Origin of the sequence: Halorubrum sp. Atlit-28R (genome assembly GCF_003665955.1) — an archaeon.
Lineage (GTDB): Archaea > Halobacteriota > Halobacteria > Halobacteriales > Haloferacaceae > Halorubrum > Halorubrum tropicale.
On the sequence record NZ_QPLS01000001.1, the window covers coordinates 42,940 to 65,431 of the forward strand.

Below are 22,492 nucleotides of genomic sequence, written 5' to 3' on the forward strand. Positions count from 1 at the left end.
CTGAACGCCGGCCCCGAGCTCAGTCCGTTCCGATCGACAGCGCGCCCTGCCCAAGGGTGAGCTCGGCCCACCGGGCACAGAGCCAACCGGCGGCGTAGAGCACGTTGAGCCCCACGAGGAGCGCCAGGACGCCGAGGAGCGACATCGCCAGCGCGCCCGGCAGCGTCGACACCTCCCACGACGTGAGCCGCACGATGAACGAGACGCCGACCTCGAACTGCTCCCACGGGACGACGAGCGACAGCTCTCGCCGGATCGGCTCCGGAAGAATGAGCCCGACCGACGCGCCCGGGGCGTCGTAGTACAGCGGCGTCGCCAGCAGCGACCCGCCGACGCTGAGGAGGACCGTGAGGAGCGTGAAGCCGGCGACGCCGACGACCAGCTTCGAGAGGACGAACGCGACGGCGCCCCACACCGCCAGGTCGGTCACGACCGCCACGGCGCCGTCGGTCACGCCCGACGCCTCGCGGACCTTCCACGACGGCGGGGTGATGTCGGCGCCGAGGAGGGCCTCCGCGAGCGCGCGCTCGCCGATCGACACCGCCACCACGCCGCCGAGCGTCGCGGCGAGTATCGGCACGCCGACCACGAGGACGGAGAGGCCGAGCCCGAGCGAGATCCCGACCACCGTGCCGACGAAGTAGGCGATGCCGAGCGGGAACGCGAGGGCCAGGTACGCGGCGGCGGCGTAGGTTCGCGGCCGGAACGGCGTCAACAGCACCGCGCGAACGACGCCGCTGTCTGCGGAGGGAACCGAGAGCGCGTCTGAGAGGGCCATCTGCCGTCTGGACCGTCTGCCACCGGTCGTATTAAATTTCGGTCCTATCACCGTCCCGAGCGGTTCGTCCGCGGAGCGCGAACGGGAGATCGGTTCGGTGCGGGCGTGACGCCGCCGGGGAAATTAAGTTTCCCGCCGGCGACGTTCAGCCGGATGGCCTCGGAGGCGTCCGTCGACCAACGGGAGGTGTACTCGCTGCTCGACGACGAGTACGCCAGGCAGATCCTCATCGAGACCTACGAGGAGACGCGCTCGGCGCGCGCGCTCAGCGAGGCCTGCGACGCCTCCGAGGCGACCGTCTACCGCCGCCTGGAACGCCTCCGCGAACAGGACCTCGTCGAGACGGTACAGGAGGTCGACCCGGACCGCGGCCCCCAGCAGGTGTACGCCGCACGGCTCAACCGCGTGTCGGTGGACCTGACCACGAGCGGGTTCGAAGTGAGCGTGGACTATGTCGACGAGACGGCCGCGGACCGACTGACGCGGCTCTACGAGGAGCTCTCGGGATGATCGGAATGCGCGCTGCGACGACGGCACTCGCGGCGGTCGGCCAACGGAGCGTCCCGCTTGTCGGCCGGGCGAGCATCCCGGCGCAGGTCGACGTGGTCGGCGGCGGCGGGCTCGCCGCGATCACGATCGCCGCGTTCCTCCTCTCGGTGCTGCTCGCGGTGTTCGTCACGTACCGCTTCGCGCGCGGCTACCTCCGCACGCGGCGGCGGCCGCTGCTGTTCCTCACGCTCGGGCTCCTGCTCTTAGCCCCGCTGCCGATGTTCCTCCGGCTGGCCTTCGGCAACGTCGCGTGGGTGACCGCCACCGAGCGCACGGTGGTCGTGACCGCGAGCAAGCTCTGCGGCCTGCTCCTCGTCCTCGGGGTGGTCCACCGGTGACGCTGTCCGTCGTCGCGACCGCCGGCGGGGTCGCGACCGCCTGCCTCGGGACGTACGTCGCGTACCTGGCGTACGACGGCGGCCGCCGGAACGGGAGCCGGACGATGCTCCTGTTGGCCGTCGGCGTCGCGTGTATCGCGGTCCTCCCGTACGTGATCGCGTACGGCGTGACGCCGCTCCTCGGGCTCTCCGACGCCGCGACGGTGTTCGGGGTCACGGTGGCGCATTTGATCGGCCTCGTGGCGCTCGCGGGGTCGGTGACCGACTGACGCGGACGAGCGTGCCGGCGGCGTGTCGCTCTCTCAACGATCGGAGCGCCGCGATCGATCAGTCGGGGCGGATAATCGCGTCACGGAGCGGCGGGAACGCCTCTAAATTGGCGCGCCCGACCAGCGCGTAGAGGTACGCCTACGACCGCTCGCGCCACATCTCCCCATCGAGGCCGCCACCGAACCCCACCTCCGCGACCTGGAGGTCCCCGACTGCGCGGCCGATCTGCGTCACCAGAGCGGGCTGAGGTCGTTCCCGACGACCGACTGGTCGGTCGCCTGTGCCCGGCGCTTCGCGGTGAGCGCGTGACCCGATTCGACCCCGGTGTCGTCCGGCTCAACGACGAGGCGGTCGACCCACTCCGAGGGCGCCTCGCCGTCGCCGCCGCGCTCGGCGTCGTCGTCCGAGAGCGCACGAGCCGACAGCGCGCTCGCCGACTGAATCATCGCCTCGATCTGGACGTACCACTCAAGGTCCCGCGCCGGATCGTTCGTGGGATAGGGTTCGGGTCCTCGCGACCGCCCCGCACGCTTCGTCACGACGCGGCGTGGTCGCCGAGCGTCGCCGGATCGACCGCGTTCTGCTCGGCGCGGGCGTACCCCAGCGCCTCGCCCGCGAACCGGAGGTCATACCGCGCGCGGAACAGGGCCATGTCGTGGTCGCCCTTGTCGAGGGGCTCGCGAGGGTCTTCGAGCCCGCCGCCCGAATCCGTGGTGATCAGCGCGCCCTCGTCGTCGACCGTTCCGATCTCCGCCCACCGCCGCCAGTTCTCCGCGACCGTCCCGGTGAGCGTCTCGACTGCCTCCCGGGCGTACGCCTCGGCGACCGACGGCCGCCAGAGGGCGTCGACTTCCGGCAGCGTCGAACAGTGCTTCGTCGCCGCGCCTGTGATGGGGTCGGGCAGCGCCGTCGATTCTGTCGCGCCGGCGACGGCTGTGCCGCCGGCGAGCGCCGCGACGCCGCCGAGCGTCGCGAGGATGCCGCGTCTGCTTAGCAATATGATGTCGCGGATCATACACTGAACCGAAATCCCGATCGGTAAAAACTTTCGAGCGGCGCGGCCACGTGCCGACCGGTGGCGACACGCCAAACGGCACGTTGCCCGGAAAGAGATACGCCGGATTCAATATCAGTACAATCCTCCAAAGCTAACATCTGGAACGATCTGCTACGAAGAGGGGTTTTTCCAGAGTTGTCGAAGAGAAATAAAACACTAGCGGTCAACTAGAACAGAACTCCTCGTCGCGCGCATGGAAACGACGGCGCACCGTCTGAGCCTAGACTCTGACACCCACATTGCGCCAGATCCTCTGAAAACGAATCATGTGATGAGGAAGAGCTTCAGAATTCGTCGATACGCTGCTCAGTTCGTCGGAGAGCAGGTAAAAGAACATTACCGATTGTGACTCGAAAGTGCGAACTAAGAGCAGTCAACGTAGCAAAGTAAGTAGCAGCGCCGAAGGCAACAAGCCCTACGACCGGGAGCCACCAAGATAGTGAGATTAAGGGTCTGATAGCGATGACAGCGACATACATCAGTACAGCACTCCCGAGTTGTGCCCAGATGGGCCGAGGAAGAATAACACCACCCAGGTTCCTCTCGCTTACGTATTGGTAGGCAATAAATAGCAAAACTTCTACCGAAATGGTCGCCACGATGACACCAAGTAGGCCGTCCCAGTAGTAACCGAGTATGACAGCAAGCGGGAGGTGAATGAGAAGTGCTGCTGTACGGAGCCAGAAGACGAACTGCGGGCGGTCAGAGCCCTCAAGAGCTGTCGCAAACGGGTCTTGGTAGATGTAAAATATGAAGAAGCTGGCCACACCGACGAGCGCTGGACCACCAACGCCGAAACTCGACCCGAAGAAAGTACGCATTAGTGCTGCTGGCATTGCCAGCGCACCGAAGAACATCGGAAGAATGAGCAGTCCCGAATAGGCCACGGTATTTACGATATCCCCCCTTATCTCTTGCCCAAGCGAAGTAAGCCCGCTTACTTTCACACCAAGTGCGTTCGAAATGCTTCCAGAGAGTTGTTGGGCCGGCGTGACGATTCGCAACGCTGTCTCGTAGAATCCTACTGCCGCGTCGCCTGCAAAGAATCCGATCAAGATTACGTCGACACGCTTATAGAAATCTTCGACGACGGCGGTAGGCACAGAGTAGCGCGCGAAGACAAAGAGATCCTCGCCAGTGTTTCTGAAGCCTTTGAGTCCAGGGCGGATACCCGCGGCAGCAGATACGCCGATGGCTGTAATGAACGTCCCCGCAGCAAGACCAGCAAGTAAGCCGAATGTTTCATAACCCGCGAATAGCAGTGGGAGTTGGAAGCCGAGCGTGAGCACGCTCCGGATAGTATCGGCCCACAGCGAGCGACTTGGATATCCTAACCCAGCATAGAAACGATTGAGGATCTGGAAGAGTCCGACCGTGGCGAGCACGGATATGACAGCCGAGACGACGAGCGGCGTCATCGGCAGGAACGGAGTGTAGTACGCGACAACAAGCGTGGTAGTCGCAACGAGAATGACCCATGCGAAGTGAAAGGCTAACCCCACGGTTAGATACGGGCGAGGGTCCGAACCCACCTCGCTTACGCGCTTCTTCAGCGCAATCCCCACGCCCGCGTCGACACGGACAAGAAGTAACGCTATCGCGAGCGCAAAGTAATATCGCCCCGTCCCCGCTGGGCCGAGAACACGAGCAAATAATACCACCCCGACGAACCCCAGCCCAGACATGGTGAACTTTGCTACGACTGAGGACAGGGCTTCACTACCCAGATCAAGCTCGGCAGTGTTCTCCGCCATCAGCTACTTATAGCCTAGGGCTTCAAGGTCATCTTCGGGCAGTTGGTCCTTCGATACAGGCTCTGCCGCGGTGGTTGACCACTCCCCCAGCGCCATTTCGAGGTCTCGGTCGGTCGCACCTTCTCCATCAAGGGTTCGCACGCCCTCAACGCTGGCGAAGTGCTGAGCATTCATCGCGGCGTGGCTACCGTTCGACGCAGCAAATGCGGTATCCCGTGAGAGACACCCATCGCCGTATTCAGTACCTAAAAAGACCGATGGTATGTCCACAAGGCTCCGGACCTCGCTATCGCCAAGCTCAACTGGAAGATTCCGCCCGGCCGCCGGTACACGCAGTATCTCGGGGCACATCGTCGCGTGGTGCCCCCACTCACCGTACTCGCCGAGCAGCTCACCGTGGTCAGCACAGAACAGTACTCGCGTTTCGTCGGGCACTGTATCCCAGAGGCGCGCGAGGCGATCGTCAAGCTCCTCAACCTCGCCCCGGTAGAGTTCACGTCCTAATTCGGCGTCTGCCTCGCTCCCACGGCCGTCAAGCAGTCGACGGGTGACCTGCTGGGCCTCCGTCCGCGAGACCGGGGCGTCGTCTGGGTTATACGGGTGGTGAGGCTCCATAAAGTGAAGCCAGCCGAACCAGTCGCCGTCGGGTGCTTCTGTCGCGACGCTCTCCAACAGGTCGTCGATGACCTCAGCCGCGGGTCGATAGTCTCGGGAGGCGTCTCCGACTGTGCCCCGGAGGCTCTGATAGAAATTGTACGCTCGCGAGGCAATACCGTAGATAGTGCTCTGTGGCGTCATGTTCGCCGCAACCCGATCCTTCAGTGAAGATCCGTCGCGCTCGGGCTCGATAAAGCGGTCGAAGCCCACGTCGTAGCCGTAGCGCTCGGATAGGAACCTGTTCGTTGAGACTCCTATCTTGTAGCCGGCGTCGACCTTCGGCACGAAGCTTTCTTCGGACGTCACGCCCGCATCGTCCGGGTAGATCCCGCCGATAATCGACTGGAAACAGGAGGGTGTCGCCGTGTTCGTCGCGAATGTCGCCGGGTGGGACTCGCCCAGAAACGCCCGCGTCTCGGGCATATACTGGAAGTGATCGTAGCGCAGGGAGTCCACGGTGACGAGAAGGGCAGGCGCGCTCATTGTTCGCCCCTTGATGCCGTTCCGATATAAATCTCGTGCGGTGCTCATCTATATCCAAGTGCTGTCAAGCGGTCCTCCAGCGTCGACTGTTCGAGTTCTATCTCTTCGGGCTCTACCTCTGGTTCCAGAGTCCGTTCGTCAGTAGCACTTGTCTCCACCCACGGAACTTCCCGAAGAGCGGGTACTGGAACGTGACGGTAGTGGCCGTAGAGGCCCCACTCGCCGAAAGCCTCGCCGTGGTCGCTCGAGATGACGACCGTCTCTGCGTCAAGGTTCTTCAAGAGCGGCATGACCCCGTCATCGAGTACCCAGCGGAGATTGTCTCGGTAAGCGTCCCACGCCTCTTCTCGATCCATTTCTCCCATCTGGAGGAGATCCCACACCGACTTTTTTGCTTCGCCGCGCTCGTCCGCATCCGCACGATCGCCCACGTTGAGCGTTCGGTAGGGAACATGTGGTTGCATATAGTGGACGATCAATCGGTCGAAGTCGCTTTCACGGCCGACCGAAACAGCCCGGTCTGTGACAGTTTCAGGGGAGACGACGCCAAGATCGTCGTCCCAGCCGTAACGCCATACCTCGTCAAGCAGCCCGAAAGCTTCGGGATTGGGTTCAAACGCGTTGCCGAACTCCTGTGAAAAGTTGTTTGCGCAGACGTAAGCAGTGTTAGACACAGTGACCGGATCTTCCCCTGCGAACGTCCGGTCGAGGAACTCCCATGACGTGGAGCCGATTGAGGTGAGAGAAGGAACTTCGTTGGGGAGAAAGTCGTATTCGTCTGCTACGTCAGACATTACATCAGGACGACAAGTGTCAAGGAGCAAGAGCACATCCCACTCTTTTTCGTAGACGCTTGTACCCCGCTGGTCGAATCCAAAGGTGTGAGAGGCGTGACGCAGGGCTCCGCCCCAGAAGTCCAAAGCGGCTGAGCGCCCACCCTTACGCAGCCCGTATTGTTCGAGTTTGAACCGAGACTCCTCAAGCCAGTCCACGAATGTCATACATACCCGAGGGCCTCGAGGCGATCCTGACGCTCCGACTCGGAGACCTCAGACTTGGGGGGTTCGGTCTCTACCTCGAGTGCGCCCGAATCTGTCGCGCTCGTCTCGACCCACGGCACCTCCTTTAGCGTCCGGATCGGAACATACGGTGGGTGGGCGTAGGTGCCCCACTCCCTGCCCGTTTGGCCGCTACCTGTCCACTTCCGTAGGCCCCAGCGGCCAAACACTTCGCCGTGGTCGCTGGAGAGAACGACTGTCTCGGCGTCGACGTTGTTCAGAAGTGGTTCGACGCCGTCCTCCATCACCCAGCGGAGGTTATCGCGGTAAGCGTTCCAGACTTCCTCGACCGACACTGCGCCCGCGCGGAGTTCTTCCCACATCTCACGTGCTGGGTGTGTTGCCCCCTGGTTGCCAATACCAGGTTTCTCGTCCCAACCGTAGCGGTCGATCATCGAGCGGTAAGGTGCGTGAGGTTGCATGTAGTGGACGATCAAATATTCGGGGTCGTGCTCCCGTGCGGCGGCAACGGCGCGCTCGGTGACGACTTCTGGCGGTGTAGTGTAGTCATCGTCGTTCCAGCCGTACTCGTGTACCTCGTCCAAGTGGAGGAGGGCTCCCTCATCAATATGCTCGGCGAAGAGGTTGGCAGTGACATACGCCGTGTCTGCCAATTTGTCCTCGTAATTGTCGTTTACGGTCTGATCTATCGTTGGTTTGGAGTAATCGTCGTCGGTGAAGTTCTTCTTTACCCACTCGATGGAAGCCGACCCCAGGGAGGTATGTGTTGGTACATCACGAGGGACATAATCGTAATTTTGCGCCATCTCCGCGAGCAAGTCCGGACGACAGGTATCAAGGACGACTAGGACGTCCCACTCGCGCTCAAATATCGACGTTCCGTAGTTGTAGCCGTTCCGCCCGACTCGGTCGAGGACTCCGGTGAGTAGTGCCTCGGCGGATCCCCGCGCACCGGTGAGAACGCCGTGTTCTGCCACGCGGTCACGGGATTCGTCCATCCAGTCCTGAAGCGTCATATTGAGGTGTCGTCGTGCCGGGCAGCACGACAAGTTACTACCAAGGTTGCCCCCGCTCCTTTTAACACTTCCCTATCAGCAGCGACCAACAAATCGACCATATGTGCCTCGGAGGGCTCTCAATAGATCTCAAGCGCTCGTTGAAGACAGTCAACGGTATCCTAGGGCTGCGAGGCGGTCCTCGACTTCCCTATCGCTCAGTCGGACAGCCTGAGGCTCTATCTCTGGATTGAGTTCTCTTGAGTCGCTCGCTTCCGTCGTTGCCCATGGCACTCTCTTGAGCGGTGGGATAGGTGCGGGCGTGCTGTGGCCGTAATACCACCAGTCGCCGAACCCCTCGCCGTGGTCACTGGTCACCGCAACCTTTCCGTCAACGTTCTCCAAGAGCGGCAACACACCGTTATCGAGAACCCATCGCAGGGTGTCCCGATAAGCCTCCCACGTGTTCTCGACCGAGAGGCGTCCGGTCCGTAAGCGTTCCCACATGTTCATCTCCGGACGGTCTGCCGGATTGTCCATCCCCACTGTGAGAGAGTACCACTCCGGATGTTTCTGTACGAAGGGCCGGTATGGGGCGTGGGGTTGCATATAGTGAACTATCAGCCGCTCTGCGTCGTACTCGCGCCAGACGGCGACGGCGCGGTCGGTTAGACTTTCTGGCGGGACGTTTCCCCAGTTCTCGTCCCATGCGTACTTCCAGACTTCATCCATCAGGTACAGCGCGTCAGGATCGGGTATGTCTCTGGTGTGTGGGTTCGCGCTTACGTATGCCGTCTCGCCCAGTTCCTTACTGTAGTTGTCAGGATCAAATGTTTTGCGTATCCACTCCGGTGAGCGCGACCCGACGGAGTTGATCCGGTCGTGATTGGGATCGTACTCTGTAAGGAATTCGTATTCGCCGCTGACTTCGGCCAACAGGTCGGGACGACAGGTATCCAACACGACCAACACGTCCCATTCCTTCTCCCATACCGGAGTGCCATAGTTGTATACGTGTTCACCAATTTTTCCCAGTCCCCCTTCATATAGCTCTTGGACAGCGCCGTAAATACCCATAGCCGCACCGTCCCGTTCGAAGCGCTTGACGCTATTTTCAATCCACTCATTGAACGTCAATCCGCGTCACCTCCTTCGGAAGGAGCAGGTGAGTGGGCCTCGCCGTCTCGTGAGCTCTCTGGACCACTGTTTGAGTCCTGAGATACGTTCGCCTCGGGTACCCTCACGCGTGATTCATCTCGCGCTTGATCAACGGCCTTGCGCATACCCTCTCGAAACGCGGCGGCACTATATCGTTGGGCATACGCCTCAATCTGCGAAGGAGACCATGTGACCCCATCCCGTTCGAAGCGCACTATCGACTTACGAATACTCGCTGGATTCGGGTCATGAGTATAGCCGTTTTTACCATCCTGAATTTGGTATTTTGTGTACCCCTCGGCAGCTCCGAGGACGGGCGTACCGCTGGCGAATGCCTCTACGGGAATCATCCCGAAGTCTTCGTTCATCGCGTTGAAGAGTAGGGCTTTCGCCTCGCCGAGGCGGCGTTTTTTCTCTTCTTCGTCCATGTAACCAACGAACATAACGTTCTCCGGTGCTCGAGATTCCAGATTCTCGCGCTCTCCGCCTGCGCCACCGACGATGAGTTCGGCGTCCAACTCGCAGAAGGCGTCGACGATGGCGCCGATACGTTTCTCCGGGATGAGCCTGGAATACGTCAAGTAGTAGTCTGCGCGCTCTCGGGGCTCATACTCCTCAACGGGGACCGGTGGGTAGACGACGCTCACCTTCTCACTTGGAACGCCCCAATAGAGCTGGACTCTCCGCGCGACGAGTTCGCTGTTGGCAACGAAGCGATCCGGGTAGTTCGTGTTAGGTAGGAATAACGTCCGAGCGAGGAACGCATAGAGACGAGTTATCGCACCATCAGCGCGCTGTTGGAACAAGTCGTACGGCGTGCGCGGCGTGCTGTGGATGTAGTGGACGATCGTTTGTTCATCTTCGGGGACGTACCACGACAGTTCGTTTTTCGAGAGGACGAGCGTGTCATACTCGGTTAGTTCGGGAAGTCGCTGCGCGGCCCACGCGTAGTAGAGGTCCCGTGTGAAGACGTTCCGTTTCAGGAAAGAAACAGGCGAGTTGTTGAACAGGCTTATGGTCTCAACGTCTTTCGGTAGGTAGTCTGGGTCCCCGAAGCCATAGTAGAGTGGCGCGTCGAAGAGTCGCGCGAGTTCATTCGAGACGCGTTCAGCACCGCCGCGTTCAAGATAGTTGCCGTGTGCGACAGCAATGCTATCAAAGGTCTCAGCGCCACCTGGTCCCGAGTCCGCATCAGAGATCTCGTCTACGCCGACCTCATCTCTCGCTTCTTTCCTGTTCATTCGTAAACCTCCCTGAGTTCCGCGTCCGCTTCCCATGTTCCGTCTCCTTTTCCGCGGAGTAGATCGATACCTGCTCGGAGAAGAGATACCTGCGTATCAAACAGTGAGTACAACACTTGTACGGGCCCGAGCAGGTCCCGCTGTCCAAGGTACGTGAACAGCCCCACTCCACCTGGCAACGCCAGTCCGAGGGCCCCAAACTGCGTAATTACGCCGATCGTTCCCAAGATCATCGTCACCGTCAGCAGCCACGGTGACACGATCATGAACCACCAGTTGAATGGCAACACCAACTTTCCGTATTTTCCGTGCCTTCCAATCGCGTCGCGGTGCTGGACCAGTAGTCGGATCAGCCCCATCGCGCGTCGATCCTTCTGTTTACGCCGCTTGACGAACTCCGAGTGACTAGCCTCCTTGTACTGGACCGCGGGGTCGAAGATCACGCGTCCGCCCTGGCGGCGGATCTTCAACGCTAACTCCGTGTCGTCGGCCAAGGAATTCGGGTCGATCGGGAGCAACGCGTCGTTCTCGAACGCCGAAAACGGCCCGTGGAATATCAGCGTCGAGTCGAGATGGGATTCCAGCTGTTGAATGTGCGACTGGACCCCACGGTACCCGGACTCTACGCGGCTTCCACCGAGAACCTCGACGTTGCGTCCCGTGACGGCGTCTACATCCGGATCGGCGAGGTTCGCGGCCGCTTCGCGGAGGACGTCCGGCGGGAGCTTGGAGTCGCAGTCGGTCTTCACCACCATCTCGCGCTCGGCCGCCTCGTACGCCTCGTTGAGCGCGGGCGCGAGGCCGCGACGCTCGTCTTCTTCGATCAAGGTGAGCTCCGGCGCTCCGAGCTCCGAGAAGTACTCGCGAATGATTTCACGCGTGTCGTCGGTAGACGAATCGACGACGACGATTTCGACCTTCTCCATGGGGTAGTCCAGCGCCAGCAGATCGTCGAGCTTCGCTTTGACGATCCGCGACTCGTTGTACGTCGGGAGGACGATGCTGACCGGGGGCTCTGCCTCGGATTTTTCTGCCGGCGACCCGGTCGGTCGCAACCATGCGTACAGCCCGAGAAAGGCGAGGTACGGTGTCGCCGCGACCGCGAGCAGCGTGCCGGCGACGCCAACGAGTAGACTCATAGACCGCGCTTGACGCCTTGAGAATAAAAACCCACGCGGATGACCGAAACCGGAGACCGATCCGCCGCTCCGCTCGCGTATATAACAAGTCTTAAGCGCGTTTTCACAGTGGCATTTTGTAATGAGCCAGAAACAGGACTCGTCCGAGGGTTCGGGATCGTCCCCGCTCGACCTCCTCGAACGCTGGTTCCACGTCCCAGTTCTCGTCGGCGTGTTCGCCGTCATGCTGTGGACGCGGATCCGGTCATACGGGAACTTCGTCCGCGACGGCGACGTGTACTTCCGCGGTAACGACGCGTGGTATCACCTACGCGAAACGACGTACCTCCTAGAAAACTGGCCGAACACGATGTCGTACGACCCGTGGACCGGCTTCCCGTTCGGGTATAACGCGGGGCAGTTCGGCACGCTCTGGGACCACATCATGGCGGTCGGCGTCTGGATCGCCCGGCCGATCATGGGCAGCACAGAGGAGGCCATGCTCGTCATGGCCCCCATCGTCGGCGCGCTCGTCGCGGTACCGACGTACTTCATAGCGCGGCGGTTCGTCAACCGCGTTCCCGCGCTCGTCGGAGCGGCGACGCTCGCGCTGTTCTCCGGCACCTTCCTACGGTACTCACTCGTCGGGTTCCCCGACCACAGCGCGGCCGAGGTGCTCTTCCAGAGCACCGCCGTCCTCGCGTTCCTCGTCGCCTTCGGCATCGCGGAGCGCGAGAAGCCGGTGTGGGAACTCATCGCCGACCAAGATTGGGACGCTCTGAGGGGCCCGCTGGCCTTCGCGGCCGCCGCCGGCGTCGCGCTCGGCCTGTACATGTGGACATGGCAACCGGGCGTCCTCTTGGTCGGTATCACGGGGGTCTTCCTCGCAGTGAAGATCACGAGCGACGTCTACCACGAGAAGAGCCCCGAACCGGTCGCGTTCGTCGGGACGGTCGCCATGACCGTCGCCGGGACAATGCAATTGGTCCCACTTGACACGTTGTCGTTCACTCCGACCCAGTACTCACTCCTTCAAGTAGTCCTCCCACTTAGCGTCGCGCTCGGTTCCGTATTCCTCGGCTGGCTCGCGCGGCAGTGGGAGTCGCGCGACATCGACGCAACAACCTACCCGCTTGCGGTGGGTGGACTCATCCTCGCGTCCGCGGGCTTCGTCTGGCTCGCGGTTCCATCGCTCTGGTCGACGCTGACACAAAACCTCTTAAACTTCGTCGGGTTCAGCGCCACCGCACAGTTCCGAACCATCGGCGAGGCACAGCCACCCCTCCAAGAGGCCTCGTTCTCGAACTTTGTTCTCTCGCAGTACGGGCTCGCCTTCTTCCTCGCGCTTGCCGCAGTCCTCTACGTCGTCGCGCGGCCGCTGTACCGCTCCAACGACACCAACCACACGCTGTATATTCCGGCCGCGCTCGCGGTCGTCGGCTCCGTCTACGCCGTCCCACAGGCGTACGGCGCGATCGGCGGCGTCATCGGCGTCGACTGGCAGGTGATCGGCCTCCTCATCGCCGCCGCCTTCCTCGTCGGCGCGACGCTGCTCGTCGAGTACGACGCCGAGGAACTGTACTTCGTCGTGTGGGCGGCGTTCATCGGCAGCGCCGCGTTCACACAGGTCCGGTTCAACTACTACCTCGCCGTCGTCGTCGCGGTCGGCACGGCGTACTTCCTCCAAGTCGCGCTCGACGCTCTCGATCTCACCTCGCTCGACGCCGTCCGCGAGATCGAAGGGTGGCAGGTGCTCACCGTCGCCGCCGTCATCGCGATCCTCATCGTCCCGCTGGTCGGCGTCGCCACGCCGGTGTGGCAGGCGGGCAACTCCAGCCAGCCGGGCAGCGTCGTCCAGTGGGACGAGAGCCTCCAGTGGATGAACGACGAGACGCCCCAGCCGGGCGAACTCGAGGGCGCGAACAACCCGATGGAGCTGTACGGCACCTACGAGCGACCCGCGGACGGCGACTTCGAGTACCCGGAGGGCGCCTACGGCGTCCAGTCGTGGTGGGACTACGGCCACTGGATAACCACCCGCGCCGAACGCATTCCGAACGCCAACCCGTTCCAGCAGAACGCGGGCGAAGCGGCCGACTACCTCCTCGCGCCGAGCGAGGAAGAAGCCGCGGAGGTGCTCGCGAGCCAGAGCACGGAGGGGAACAACACCCGCTACGTGATGGTCGACTGGCAGATGGCATCGCCGAACTCCAAGTTCAACGCGCCGGTCACGTTCTACTCGGGCAACGAGACGGCCCGCGACTTCAACGAGCTGCTCTATCAGCGCGTCCAAGGGCCACAGGGCCAGCAGGGCGGGCTCCGCGGCGCGCTCCAGACGCGCACGCAGCGCTACCACGAGAGCCAGATGATCCGGCTCTACCAGCACTACGGCAGCGCGGTCGAGCCGCAGCCGGTCGTCGTCGACTGGCAGCCGCAGACGGCACAGACCCAGTCGGGCGAACAGGTCGATATCAAGGTCCTACCCAGCGAGGGGCAGGCGATCCGACGGTTCGACAACCTCTCGGCCGCGCGGTCGTACGTCGAGGCGGACGGCTCCGCGCAGGTCGGCGGTGTGATGGGCGTGCCCTCCGAGCGGCTGGACGCCCTCGAACACTACCGCCTCGTCCACGCCACGGAGGCGCCGGGGCGGTCGCCGTACGCCCAGCAGGCGCAGATCCTCTCACAGCGGTTCGGCGTCGATCTTCAGGCGACCTTCGGCGAGTCGCTGTTCGGCGCGTTCCGCGACGACTTCGTCAAGACGTTCGAGCGCGTGCCGGGCGCGACCGTCGAGGGGTCGGGCGCGGCGCCCGGCCAAGAGGTCCAGGCGACCGTCGAGCTGCGGAAGCCGAACGGGCAGACGTTCGAGTACACGCAGTACGCGACCGCGGACGACGACGGGAACTTCGCGTTCACGCTCCCGTACTCCACGACCGGGTACGACGAGTTCGGTCCCGAGAACGGGTACACGAACACGAGCGTCCGCGCGACCGGGCCGTACAACGTCACCACGGCGGCGACGACCGACGACGACCTCTATACCACCGAGCGGTTCGGACAGGTCGAGGTGACCGAGGGGCAGGTCGTCGGCGCCGACGACGCGACGGCGACGGTCGAGCTCGAAGAGCGGATCATCGACTGTCCCAGCGGCGACCCCGAGTGTCCGGTCGACGGCGACAGCGGGAGCGACGGCGGCGACTCGACGAACTCCACCGACGCCGGATCGCTGACCGGCGTCGAACCGGTGGCGGCGACGACCGCGACGGCGGCGACCGTACCGAACTGACCACGGAACCCGACCGCGATCTCGGCGCCCGCGGTCGACGCGGCCGTCCGATCACACGCTTCTTTACCGCGGCCCCGTTTGTGGCGAGCAGATGGCCGACCTCCGCGACTGGGCGACGCTGTACCTGAAGGGCGTCGCGATGGGGAGCGCCGACGCCGTCCCGGGCGTCTCCGGCGGCACCATCGCGCTGATCGTCGGGATCTACGAGCGGCTGATCGCGGCGGTCACCGCCGTCGACCCCGACCGGGCGCGCCGCGTGCTCGGCGGGGTGCGACCGGGCGGCCGCGCCGACGCGCGGGCCGCCTTCCGCGAGGTCGACGGCGGCTTCCTCCTCGTGTTAGGCGCCGGGATCGGGACTGCGGTGGTGACGGTGTTGAGCGCGGTGAACCGACTGCTGGAGACGCAGCCGGTCGCGACGTACGGGTTCTTCTTCGGGCTGATCGCGGCGAGCGCGGCCGTGCTGCTCGGCGACGTCGACCTCTCGACGGCGCGCCGGAAGGCCGCCGCAGTCGCCGGCTTCGCGCTCGCCTTCCTCGCGTCCGGCGTCGCCGCGACCGCGCTCGGCAGCCCGCTCCCGGTCGTCTTCCTCGCCGGGGGCGTCGCCGTCAGCGCGATGGTGCTGCCGGGCGTCTCGGGGTCGCTGCTGCTCATCGTCCTCGGCCAGTACGAGTACATGTCCGGCGTCGTCGCGCGGTTCGTCGACGGCGTCGGCGCGGCCGCGCTCGGGAACGGCGCGGACGCGGTCGTCGAGACGCTGCCGCCGGTGGCGGCGTTCCTCCTCGGCGGCGTCGGCGGCCTCTTCACCATCGCGCACGCCGTCCGCTACGCGCTGTCGCGGGCGCGGGCCGCCACGATCGCGTTCCTCGTGAGCTTGGTCGTGGGCGCGCTGCGCGCGCCGCTCGTGGAGGTGTCCGCGCGGTTAGCCGAGAGCGGCGAGTCGTGGCGGGCGGCCGCGCCGCGGTTCGCGCTCGCGGCGCTTCTCGGCGCCGGGCTCGTGGCCGTTCTGAACCGCTACTCGGCGACCATCGAGTACTGAGCAGCGGGTCCGGTCGTGGTTAAGAAGGGAAAGCAGGTCACAGTCTGTCCGTCGTCACCAACCCACCCCCAATTGCGTGGCATTGTCGGTGGCCCCGGTTCTGGCCAACCCCACAGTGAACAGAGGAGAGAGTCCACGACGGTCGTGGGAGGAAGTCAAGCCGGTTCGGTCCGGAACCGAGTGATCGGAACATCGGTGACGTCGTCGTAGTCGCCGTCGGCACCGACCAAGAGCGCCCCGTCGACGTGCGCTGCTGTCCCGAGCGCAAAAGCATCACCGAGTGCCGGCGAGTGGCGGAATTTGAAATCGGCTGCTAGCGCCCATGTCTGTTCGGTGTCGATGCGGCGGATGCCACTTTCCTCGAGGACGTCGACGACGGCATCAGCGCGCTCTTCACCGTCGATCGCCCGCACAATATAGTGGACCTCGGCAAGATTGGCCGCCGAGATGTAGCCGTCTGCTGCGCCTTCGATGGCGTCAACGTACGTTTCGACGGTGTCGCTCCCCGGTTCGTTACAAAAATAGGCGATGAGTGGTTCGGCGTCGAAGACGATCGTTTCGGGAATCCCAGCCCCGTCCGTCATGCGTCAGCCTCGTCGTCACTGGCGTAGCGCTGCCGCAACTCTTCTTCACTGGCGTTGTCCGCTGTCCGTTCCGCTTGGAGGCGCTCGGTTGCTGAACGCCCCTGTTCGTCGGTTTTCCCTTCCAGAATCCCACGCAGGTCTGTAACCGAGTGGATGGGGCGAACAACGATGTCGCCCTCTTCAGTCCGAATGAACTTCACACGGCCGGGCGTGTCGATACCCAACTCCTCGCGGAACTCCTTCGGGATTGTGGCTTGTCCGCGCGACGATACGGACACCACTTTTTCAGACTCTGTCTCACTCATACTATTTTCTATTATTACTTTTGTTCACCAATATAAAATACTAGCGTTGGATTAAGTGAGTAATAGATCAGATAAGTCTTTGATTCCCCGCTCTCGAGTGTACGGCTCGTCGTGGATCTCTGACTCGACGCTTGAAGTAGCTCGCAACGCCTTTTCGGCTGCCGCGCGTACGGTCACGTATGGTTCAGATGGAATCCGACTCGGCACTCGACCGCGGCGACGCCGCGCCCGACTTCGAACTGCCCGGCACGGACGGGGAGACGCACGCGCTCGACGACTTCGAGACGGACGCGCTGCTCGTCGTCTTCACGTGTAACCACTGCCCGTACGCGAAGGCGAAGATCGATCTCTTGAACGAGCTCGCGGCCGAGTACGACGACCTCTCGGTCGTCGGGATCAACCCCAACGACGCCGACGAGTACCCCGAGGACTCCTTCGAGGCGATGCGCGAGGCCGTCGCGGACGGCACGGTCGCGTACGACGCGTACCTCCGCGACGAGACCGGCGACGTCGCGGCCGCCTACGACGCGGTCTGTACGCCCGACCCGTTCCTCTTCGGCCGCGAGGACGGCGCGTGGCGGCTCCGGTATCACGGGCGCCTCGACGACGCGCTCAACCCCGACGACGAGCCGACCGAGTGCTACGTCCGCGACGCGGTCGACGCCGTGCTCGCGGGCGAGGAGGTCGAAGTTCCCGACCGGCCCTCGCGCGGCTGTTCGATCAAGTGGCCGGAGGAGGCCGCCGCCGAGTAGGATCTCGGACGCGCGATCCGTTGCCGGAACGGCGTTCCGACGGAGACGGCTTAACAAGGGTCCGGACCGAACGGAGGGTATGGGCATGAAAGGCGGCGAGCCGGACCTCCACGAGATTGATCGCTACGACGGCGGCGTCGGCTGGATCGCGTACCCCGACGAGACGATGGAGCGCGCGAGCCACGCGTTCGCGGTCGACAACGAGGAGACGGGCGCGGCCGACGTGTGGGTGGTCGACCCGGTCGACGCGCCCGGCGTCGACGAGCTGCTCGACGACCTCGGCGAGGTGGCCGGCGTCGTGGTCGGGCTCGACCGCCACGTGCGCGACAGCGGCGAGGTCGCCGCGCGCCACGGCGTTCCCGTGTACGTCCCCGAGTGGATGACGGGCGTCGCCGAGGAGCTGGGCCCCGACGTCGAGGTCGAGCGGTTCGGCTCGCGGCTCGCCGACACGGGCTTCGAGGCGTTCCGGATCCGCGACTCCTCGCTGCCGCCGTGGCAGGAGGTCGGGCTCTTCGACGGCGAGACGCTCATCGTCCCCGAGTCGCTCGGCACCGCGTCGTACTTCCGGGGCGACCGCGAGCGACTCGGCGTCCACCCGATGCTGCGGCTCACGCCGCCGACGACCGCCCTCTCGGGGCTCGACCCCGAACGCGTCCTGACCGGGCACGGCGTCGGCGTCCACGAGCGCGCGGCCGTCGCCGTCGAGGACGCCCTCTCGGACTCCCGGTCGAAGGCGCCCGGCCTGTACGCGAAGACGCTCGCGTCGGCGCTACCGTTCTGAGCGGGGACGGCCGTGCCGCGGCGCCGGTGCGGTTTTCAGGGGCCCCGCGGCGGCGCGGCGGCTTTCCGGGGCTGCGACGTCGGCCGAGCGGTGCGTGACCTTTTGCCAATGCGTCCCGTAGCGGCGGGCGCCCAGTGATCTACGTCACCCGCGACCTGTTGACCGTGCTGCGCGAGCGCGCCGCGAGCGAGGACCCCGAGGAGGTGAACGTCCGGCTCTCGGCGACGCCCGCCGGGGAGTTCGAGGCGGACCTCGGGCTCGACCCGGCGACGCCGGTGGTGACGCACTTCACGCTCCCGTCGGTGGGCAGCTCGGTCAGCTCCGTGTTCGGCGTCGACCTCGGCACGCCGGCGGGCGAGGGCGGCGCGCGGTTCCTCTCGCACCCGGACGGGTTCCTCGGCGTCTCCCGCACCGACGACCTCGCGGGCGTGGTGATCGTCGCGGTCCCGCCGTACGACGCGGACTCGGTCGCCGCCTTCAACCGGGCCGGGGACGGGGTCGAACTCGCCGTCGTCGACGCCGTCCCGCCGACGGAGTCCGTGCCGGAGTGAGCCGAGAGCAGGGGTTTCAAGCCGTCGGAGGGAGTATCCCGTCGCAATGGCAGCACGGCCACCCGGTGGCGGCGATACGAAGGAACCGGAGGCGATCGAGTTCGGCATCGCCGCGCTCGACGCCCGGCTCGACGAGGCGGACGTGTCGTTCCCCGCGACGGCCGCGGAGCTCCGCGACGCGCTCGGCGACCAGGAGGTGCCCTACGACGCACAGGGGCGGTCGATCGCGCTCGCGGACGCGCTGGACCGCGTGCCGAAACAGCGGTTCGAAAACGAGACGGCGTTCCTCGACGCGCTCTACCCGGTGTTCGACGAGGCGCGCCGCGAGGAGCGCGGCGTGATCGCCAGTCTGCGCGACGCGTTACCGTTCTGAGCCGGGCGGGCGGGGCTCCCCGGGCGCGACCCGGTTACCGCGACTCGGCGATCTCGCTCGCTTCCTCGTCGGACTCGCCGGCGTCGTAGCGCTCGATGACGTCGTTGATCAGGACGACGTCGCCGACCGCGCGGACCCAGCGGTACGGGACGATGACGCCCGTCGAGCCGCTCACCTGCCCGGCGAACAGCTCGTGGTTGAGTTCGGCGAGCGCGAGGCCGGTCACGGCGCGGGCGTCCAAGTCGAGCTGGATGTCCTCGATTTCGCCGACGAAGACGCCGTTGCTGGAGTACACCTCGCGGCCGACGAGCGACGTGATCTCTTCGGGGGCTGCGTTCATACTCGATACGGTCACGAGCGCGCCTAATAAGCGTTCGTTGTCGAACGACGCGCGTCGGACGCGGGGGAGGAGCCGCGCGGCCGTGGCGGAGGTCACTCCCGCGGCGCGATCACTTCGATCGGGTGGAGCGGCGACGCCTCGAGGAGGTCGTCGAGCTGTTCGGTACAGGAGGTGCCGGCCGCGACGACGGTGCGGTCGGTGCCGCCGAACTGCTCGACGAGGGGTTCGCCCACGTCCACGCTCAGCTCGTAGTAGTCCGTCTTGTAACCGAACGAGCCCGCCATCCCGCAACACTCGGTGTCGGAGACGCGCACGTCGTAGCCGAGCCGCTCGAAGGTCGCGGTCGCGTACTCGCCCACCTCGACCGTGCGCGCCTGACAGTGCGGGTGGTAGGCGAGCCGCTTCCCGGACGCGACCGGGCCGGTCCCCTCGCTCGGCGCGCGCAGCGCCGCGGGGTCGGCGCCGTGCTCCAGCAGGCCGAACACGTACTCCATGGCGTCGTAGCTCGCGGCCGCGAGGCGCTCGTGGGAGTCGGCCGGGAGGAAGCGCTCGTACTCGCGGCGGAACGTCGCGAGGTCGCTCGGCTCGATCACGATCACGTCGCGGCCGGCGTCGAGGTGGGGCGCGAGCCCGGCGTACAGGTCCTCGGCGGCCGCCTCGGCGGTCGCGACCATCCCCTGCGAGAGCGGCGGGCGACCGCTGCCGGGCAGGTCGGGCACCAGCACGCGGACGCCGAGCGCCTCCAGCGCCCTGACGGTCGCCTTGCCGCGCGCGACGTCGACGTAGTTCGTCGCGGTGTCGGGGTAGACGACCGCTTCGCGGGTCGCCTCGTCGGCCGGGACCGCGGGGCCGCCGCGGGTCTCGAACCACTCCACGAGCGACTCGCGCGCGAACGCGGGGAGGTCGCGGCGGCGGTCGATGCCGGCGACCCGCTCGGCGACCGCGCGCAGCGGGCCGACGTTCGCGAGCCGGTTGGCGACCGGCGCCGTCTTGTGCCCCCACTTCGCGAGCGTCGCGTAGTTGCCGACGAGCCGCGTGCCGAGGTCGAGGCCGCCGGGCTCCTCGTCGGGGACGAGCTCCTCGAACGCCCAGTCGAGCTGGCTCGGGTCGGCCTCGCCGCGGTTGATCCGGTCGCGGACCGCGGTGTTGATCCACGGGATGTCGATGCCGACCGGACAGGCCGGGACGCAGCGCGAGCAGCCGGTACAGAGGTCGTTGAACTCGGCGGCGGTGTCGAGCCCCTCGATGCCCGCCTCCCAACCCGTCGCGATGCCGCCGGAGTAGGTCTCGCCGCCGAACGCGTGGCCGCCGACGCTCTGGAAGTTACCGCAGGCGTTCGAGCAGGCCGAACAGCGGATGCAGTACAGCGTCTCCTTCAGCGTCTCGTCGTCGCGCATCGCCAGGCGCCCGTTGTCGATGAGCACGAGGTGGAACTCGCGGTCGGACTCCGAGCCGTCGGCCAGGGGTTCCTCGTCGGCCGCGAAGTCCGGCACGGGCGAGTCCACCGGCGGCGTCAGCGTCGAGATGTAGGAGGTCACGTCCTGGCCGGTCCCCGAGCGCCCGATCAGCTCGACGAACGGCGAGAAGTCCTCGACGGTCGGGACGAGCTTCTCGACGCCCGCGACCGCGACGTGCGTGTCGGTCGCGGTCACCGTCTTCCGGGCGTTGCCCTCGCTCGTCACGAGGAGCATGGTACCCGAGTCGGCCGCGATGAAGTTCGCACCGGTCATCCCGAGGTCGGCGTCCTCGATCAGCTCGCCGAGCCGCTCGCGGGCGAACATCGTGAGCTCCTCGGCGGTCTCGGGCGGGTCGTCGGGGTCGAACCGCTCCGCGAACAGCTCGGCGATGGCCTCGCGGGACTTGTGGATCGCCGGCGCCACGATGTGCGACGGCTCCTCCTCGGCCAGCTGGAGCACCCACTCGCCGAGGTCCGTCTCGACGACCTCGACGCCGTCCTCCGCGAGCGCGTCGTTCACCTCGATCTCCTCGGAGGTCATCGACTTCGACTTCACCGCGCGCTCGGCGCCGCGCTCGGCCGCCACCTCCCGGACGTACCGGTTCGCGTCGGCCGCGTCGTCGGCGAGGTAGACCGTCCCGCCGTTGGCCTCCACCGTCTCCGTCACCTCGTCGATGAGGGCCGGGAGGCGCTCGATCGCGTCCTCCTTGATCGCCCGCGCCTCGTCTTTCAGCGCCTCGTAGCCGTCGAGGCGGGCGGTCGACTCGTAGCGTCCCTCGTTGAAGCCGCGGGTGTTCGCCGCGACCGCGTCGCCCTCGGTCGCCAGCAGCTCGCGGATCCGGTCGGCCTTCGCCTCCCGGTCGAGGTCGCCCGGCGCCTCGGCGGCGCGCACCCCGTCCGCAGTGCCGGGGTCGGCGTCGCTGCTCATCGCTCCCCCTCCGCGGGGTCGTCCTCGCGGAGCAGCACCACGTGGACCTCCTTCGGCCCGTGCGCGCCGTGGACGAGCCCGCCCATGTCCGCCGTCGCGCTCGGGCCGGTCGCGAACACCACGTCGACCGACTCGTCGCGCGCCCGCGGCCCGAGCCACTCGAAGGCGTCGGGCATGTCGGGGACCAGGTCCGCCTCGCGGAGGACGACGACGTGGCGGTCGACGAACAGGCTCACCGGCTCCGTGCCGGCCGCGTCCGCCTCCAACGCGACGCTCCCGTACTCGGCGACGCCCAGCGACGCCGCCGTGACGCCGGTGTGCGCCCCGCGCAGGTCGGCGGTGGTCGGCTCCGTCTCGATCCGCTCCGGGAGGGTCGCGGGCGAGTCAGCGAACGCGGCCGGCCCGGACCGGTCGAGCGGGACCCCGACCGCGGGCTCGCCCGCGGCCGCCTCGACCATGGCCGCGCACTCCGCGGACGGCCCCGCCGAGACCGCGACGCCGAGGTCGTCGAGTCGACCCGTGAACGTCGACGTGTCTGCGAGCGACATGGTGGTCACTTCGCCGGTCGACATAAGGGTGTTGCGGCGCTTCTCGGAGACGCGAACCGGTCCGCGGGAGCAGGCGCGGCCGCGCGGGCGCATCGAGTTCCGGCCACGCGCGGGCGGCAGGAGGTTTTTCATGGTTCG

24 protein-coding genes are annotated in these 22,492 nt (G+C 65.5%); 9 read left to right on the top strand and 15 right to left on the bottom strand.

Going from position 1 to position 22,492, the window contains the following annotated elements; translation table 11 throughout:
• Window positions 1-19: 19 nt before the first annotated feature.
• Entirely contained in the window at window positions 20-778 is a 759-nt protein-coding gene (locus DVK06_RS00255; RefSeq protein WP_121598881.1) for a sensor domain-containing protein, read from the bottom strand.
• Between the two features lie 153 nt (window positions 779-931).
• Between DVK06_RS00255 and DVK06_RS00260 the strand changes: the two genes are divergently transcribed.
• Genes DVK06_RS00260 through DVK06_RS00270 form a run of 3 tightly spaced genes read left to right on the top strand, consistent with a single transcriptional unit; the run spans window position 932 to window position 1,934 of the window.
• Complete coding sequence (locus DVK06_RS00260) at window positions 932-1,288, top strand: winged helix-turn-helix domain-containing protein (protein WP_121598882.1); 357 nt, start codon at window positions 932-934, stop codon at window positions 1,286-1,288.
• Complete coding sequence (locus DVK06_RS00265; RefSeq protein WP_233561580.1) at window positions 1,285-1,665, top strand: hypothetical protein; 381 nt, start codon at window positions 1,285-1,287, stop codon at window positions 1,663-1,665. The genes DVK06_RS00260 and DVK06_RS00265 overlap by 4 nt, the downstream gene beginning before the upstream one ends.
• Window positions 1,662-1,934: a hypothetical protein gene (locus tag DVK06_RS00270; RefSeq protein WP_121598883.1), complete on the top strand. Its 273-nt coding sequence runs from the start codon at window positions 1,662-1,664 to the stop codon at window positions 1,932-1,934. The genes DVK06_RS00265 and DVK06_RS00270 overlap by 4 nt, the downstream gene beginning before the upstream one ends.
• 231 nt (window positions 1,935-2,165) lie before the next feature.
• Here DVK06_RS00270 and DVK06_RS19175 read toward each other — a convergent pair whose 3' ends face one another.
• From DVK06_RS19175 to DVK06_RS00310, 9 genes are all read right to left on the bottom strand, one after another.
• A complete protein-coding gene (locus tag DVK06_RS19175) occupies window positions 2,166-2,474 on the bottom strand; it encodes a hypothetical protein (protein WP_233561582.1) in 309 nt (102 codons plus the stop codon).
• On the bottom strand, window positions 2,471-2,950 hold the full coding sequence (locus tag DVK06_RS19180) for a hypothetical protein (RefSeq protein WP_233561583.1): 480 nt from the start codon (window positions 2,948-2,950) through the stop codon (window positions 2,471-2,473). Before DVK06_RS19180 ends, DVK06_RS19175 begins: the two co-directional genes overlap by 4 nt.
• A 326-nt stretch (window positions 2,951-3,276) precedes the next feature.
• Entirely contained in the window at window positions 3,277-4,746 is a 1,470-nt protein-coding gene (locus DVK06_RS00280; RefSeq protein ID WP_121598884.1) for an oligosaccharide flippase family protein, read from the bottom strand.
• A gap of 3 nt (window positions 4,747-4,749) precedes the next feature.
• On the bottom strand, window positions 4,750-5,886 hold the full coding sequence (locus tag DVK06_RS00285) for a sulfatase-like hydrolase/transferase (RefSeq protein WP_121598885.1): 1,137 nt from the start codon (window positions 5,884-5,886) through the stop codon (window positions 4,750-4,752).
• Window positions 5,887-5,930: 44 nt separating this feature from the next.
• Window positions 5,931-6,887 (bottom strand): hypothetical protein, encoded by a 957-nt coding sequence (locus tag DVK06_RS18165; protein WP_147438041.1) that lies wholly within the window; start codon window positions 6,885-6,887, stop codon window positions 5,931-5,933.
• A complete protein-coding gene (locus DVK06_RS00295; protein ID WP_121598887.1) occupies window positions 6,884-7,921 on the bottom strand; it encodes a hypothetical protein in 1,038 nt (345 codons plus the stop codon). The genes DVK06_RS18165 and DVK06_RS00295 overlap by 4 nt, the downstream gene beginning before the upstream one ends.
• Before the next feature lie 150 nt (window positions 7,922-8,071).
• On the bottom strand, window positions 8,072-9,037 hold the full coding sequence (locus tag DVK06_RS00300; protein ID WP_147438042.1) for a hypothetical protein: 966 nt from the start codon (window positions 9,035-9,037) through the stop codon (window positions 8,072-8,074).
• The gene (locus DVK06_RS00305; protein ID WP_121598889.1) at window positions 9,034-10,299 is read right to left on the bottom strand and encodes a glycosyltransferase; all 1,266 of its coding nucleotides are present in this window, start codon (window positions 10,297-10,299) and stop codon (window positions 9,034-9,036) included. Before DVK06_RS00305 ends, DVK06_RS00300 begins: the two co-directional genes overlap by 4 nt.
• Window positions 10,296-11,438: a glycosyltransferase gene (locus DVK06_RS00310; protein WP_121598890.1), complete on the bottom strand. Its 1,143-nt coding sequence runs from the start codon at window positions 11,436-11,438 to the stop codon at window positions 10,296-10,298. The genes DVK06_RS00305 and DVK06_RS00310 overlap by 4 nt, the downstream gene beginning before the upstream one ends.
• A 121-nt stretch (window positions 11,439-11,559) precedes the next feature.
• Here DVK06_RS00310 and DVK06_RS00315 point away from each other — a divergent pair, with 121 nt between their 5' ends.
• Both DVK06_RS00315 and DVK06_RS00320 read left to right on the top strand, forming a co-directional pair.
• The gene (locus DVK06_RS00315) at window positions 11,560-14,700 is read left to right on the top strand and encodes an oligosaccharyl transferase, archaeosortase A system-associated (protein WP_121598891.1); all 3,141 of its coding nucleotides are present in this window, start codon (window positions 11,560-11,562) and stop codon (window positions 14,698-14,700) included.
• A gap of 91 nt (window positions 14,701-14,791) precedes the next feature.
• On the top strand, window positions 14,792-15,736 hold the full coding sequence (locus tag DVK06_RS00320; RefSeq protein WP_121598892.1) for a DUF368 domain-containing protein: 945 nt from the start codon (window positions 14,792-14,794) through the stop codon (window positions 15,734-15,736).
• Window positions 15,737-15,891: 155 nt separating this feature from the next.
• Here DVK06_RS00320 and DVK06_RS00325 read toward each other — a convergent pair whose 3' ends face one another.
• Window positions 15,892-16,320: a PIN domain-containing protein gene (locus DVK06_RS00325; RefSeq protein ID WP_121598893.1), complete on the bottom strand. Its 429-nt coding sequence runs from the start codon at window positions 16,318-16,320 to the stop codon at window positions 15,892-15,894.
• A complete protein-coding gene (locus DVK06_RS00330; protein WP_121598894.1) occupies window positions 16,317-16,625 on the bottom strand; it encodes an AbrB/MazE/SpoVT family DNA-binding domain-containing protein in 309 nt (102 codons plus the stop codon). The genes DVK06_RS00325 and DVK06_RS00330 overlap by 4 nt, the downstream gene beginning before the upstream one ends.
• A 179-nt stretch (window positions 16,626-16,804) precedes the next feature.
• On the opposite strand from DVK06_RS00330, the gene DVK06_RS00335 reads away from it, so the two are divergent.
• The 4 genes from DVK06_RS00335 (at window position 16,805) to DVK06_RS00350 (ending at window position 19,082) form a co-directional block, all read left to right on the top strand.
• Entirely contained in the window at window positions 16,805-17,377 is a 573-nt protein-coding gene (locus DVK06_RS00335) for a thioredoxin family protein (RefSeq protein WP_121598895.1), read from the top strand.
• An 85-nt stretch (window positions 17,378-17,462) separates the two neighbouring features.
• Window positions 17,463-18,158, top strand: coding sequence for a hypothetical protein (locus tag DVK06_RS00340; RefSeq protein WP_053772363.1), 696 nt, complete (start codon window positions 17,463-17,465; stop codon window positions 18,156-18,158).
• 134 nt (window positions 18,159-18,292) lie between these two features.
• Complete coding sequence (locus DVK06_RS00345; RefSeq protein ID WP_121598896.1) at window positions 18,293-18,709, top strand: hypothetical protein; 417 nt, start codon at window positions 18,293-18,295, stop codon at window positions 18,707-18,709.
• A 46-nt stretch (window positions 18,710-18,755) separates the two neighbouring features.
• Complete coding sequence (locus tag DVK06_RS00350) at window positions 18,756-19,082, top strand: hypothetical protein (protein WP_121598897.1); 327 nt, start codon at window positions 18,756-18,758, stop codon at window positions 19,080-19,082.
• Window positions 19,083-19,116: 34 nt separating this feature from the next.
• Here DVK06_RS00350 and DVK06_RS00355 read toward each other — a convergent pair whose 3' ends face one another.
• The 3 genes from DVK06_RS00355 to DVK06_RS00365 all read right to left on the bottom strand — a co-directional run bounded on the left by DVK06_RS00355 (window position 19,117) and on the right by DVK06_RS00365 (window position 22,354).
• Window positions 19,117-19,422 carry a PRC-barrel domain-containing protein gene (locus DVK06_RS00355; RefSeq protein ID WP_053772364.1) on the bottom strand — a complete coding sequence of 102 codons (306 nt, stop codon included), beginning with the start codon at window positions 19,420-19,422 and terminating at the stop codon, window positions 19,117-19,119.
• A gap of 92 nt (window positions 19,423-19,514) precedes the next feature.
• Window positions 19,515-21,806, bottom strand: a complete 2,292-nt coding sequence (locus DVK06_RS00360) for an LUD domain-containing protein (RefSeq protein ID WP_121598898.1) — start codon at window positions 21,804-21,806, stop codon at window positions 19,515-19,517.
• The gene (locus DVK06_RS00365) at window positions 21,803-22,354 is read right to left on the bottom strand and encodes an LUD domain-containing protein (RefSeq protein WP_121598899.1); all 552 of its coding nucleotides are present in this window, start codon (window positions 22,352-22,354) and stop codon (window positions 21,803-21,805) included. The genes DVK06_RS00360 and DVK06_RS00365 overlap by 4 nt, the downstream gene beginning before the upstream one ends.
• Window positions 22,355-22,492 lie beyond the last annotated feature (138 nt).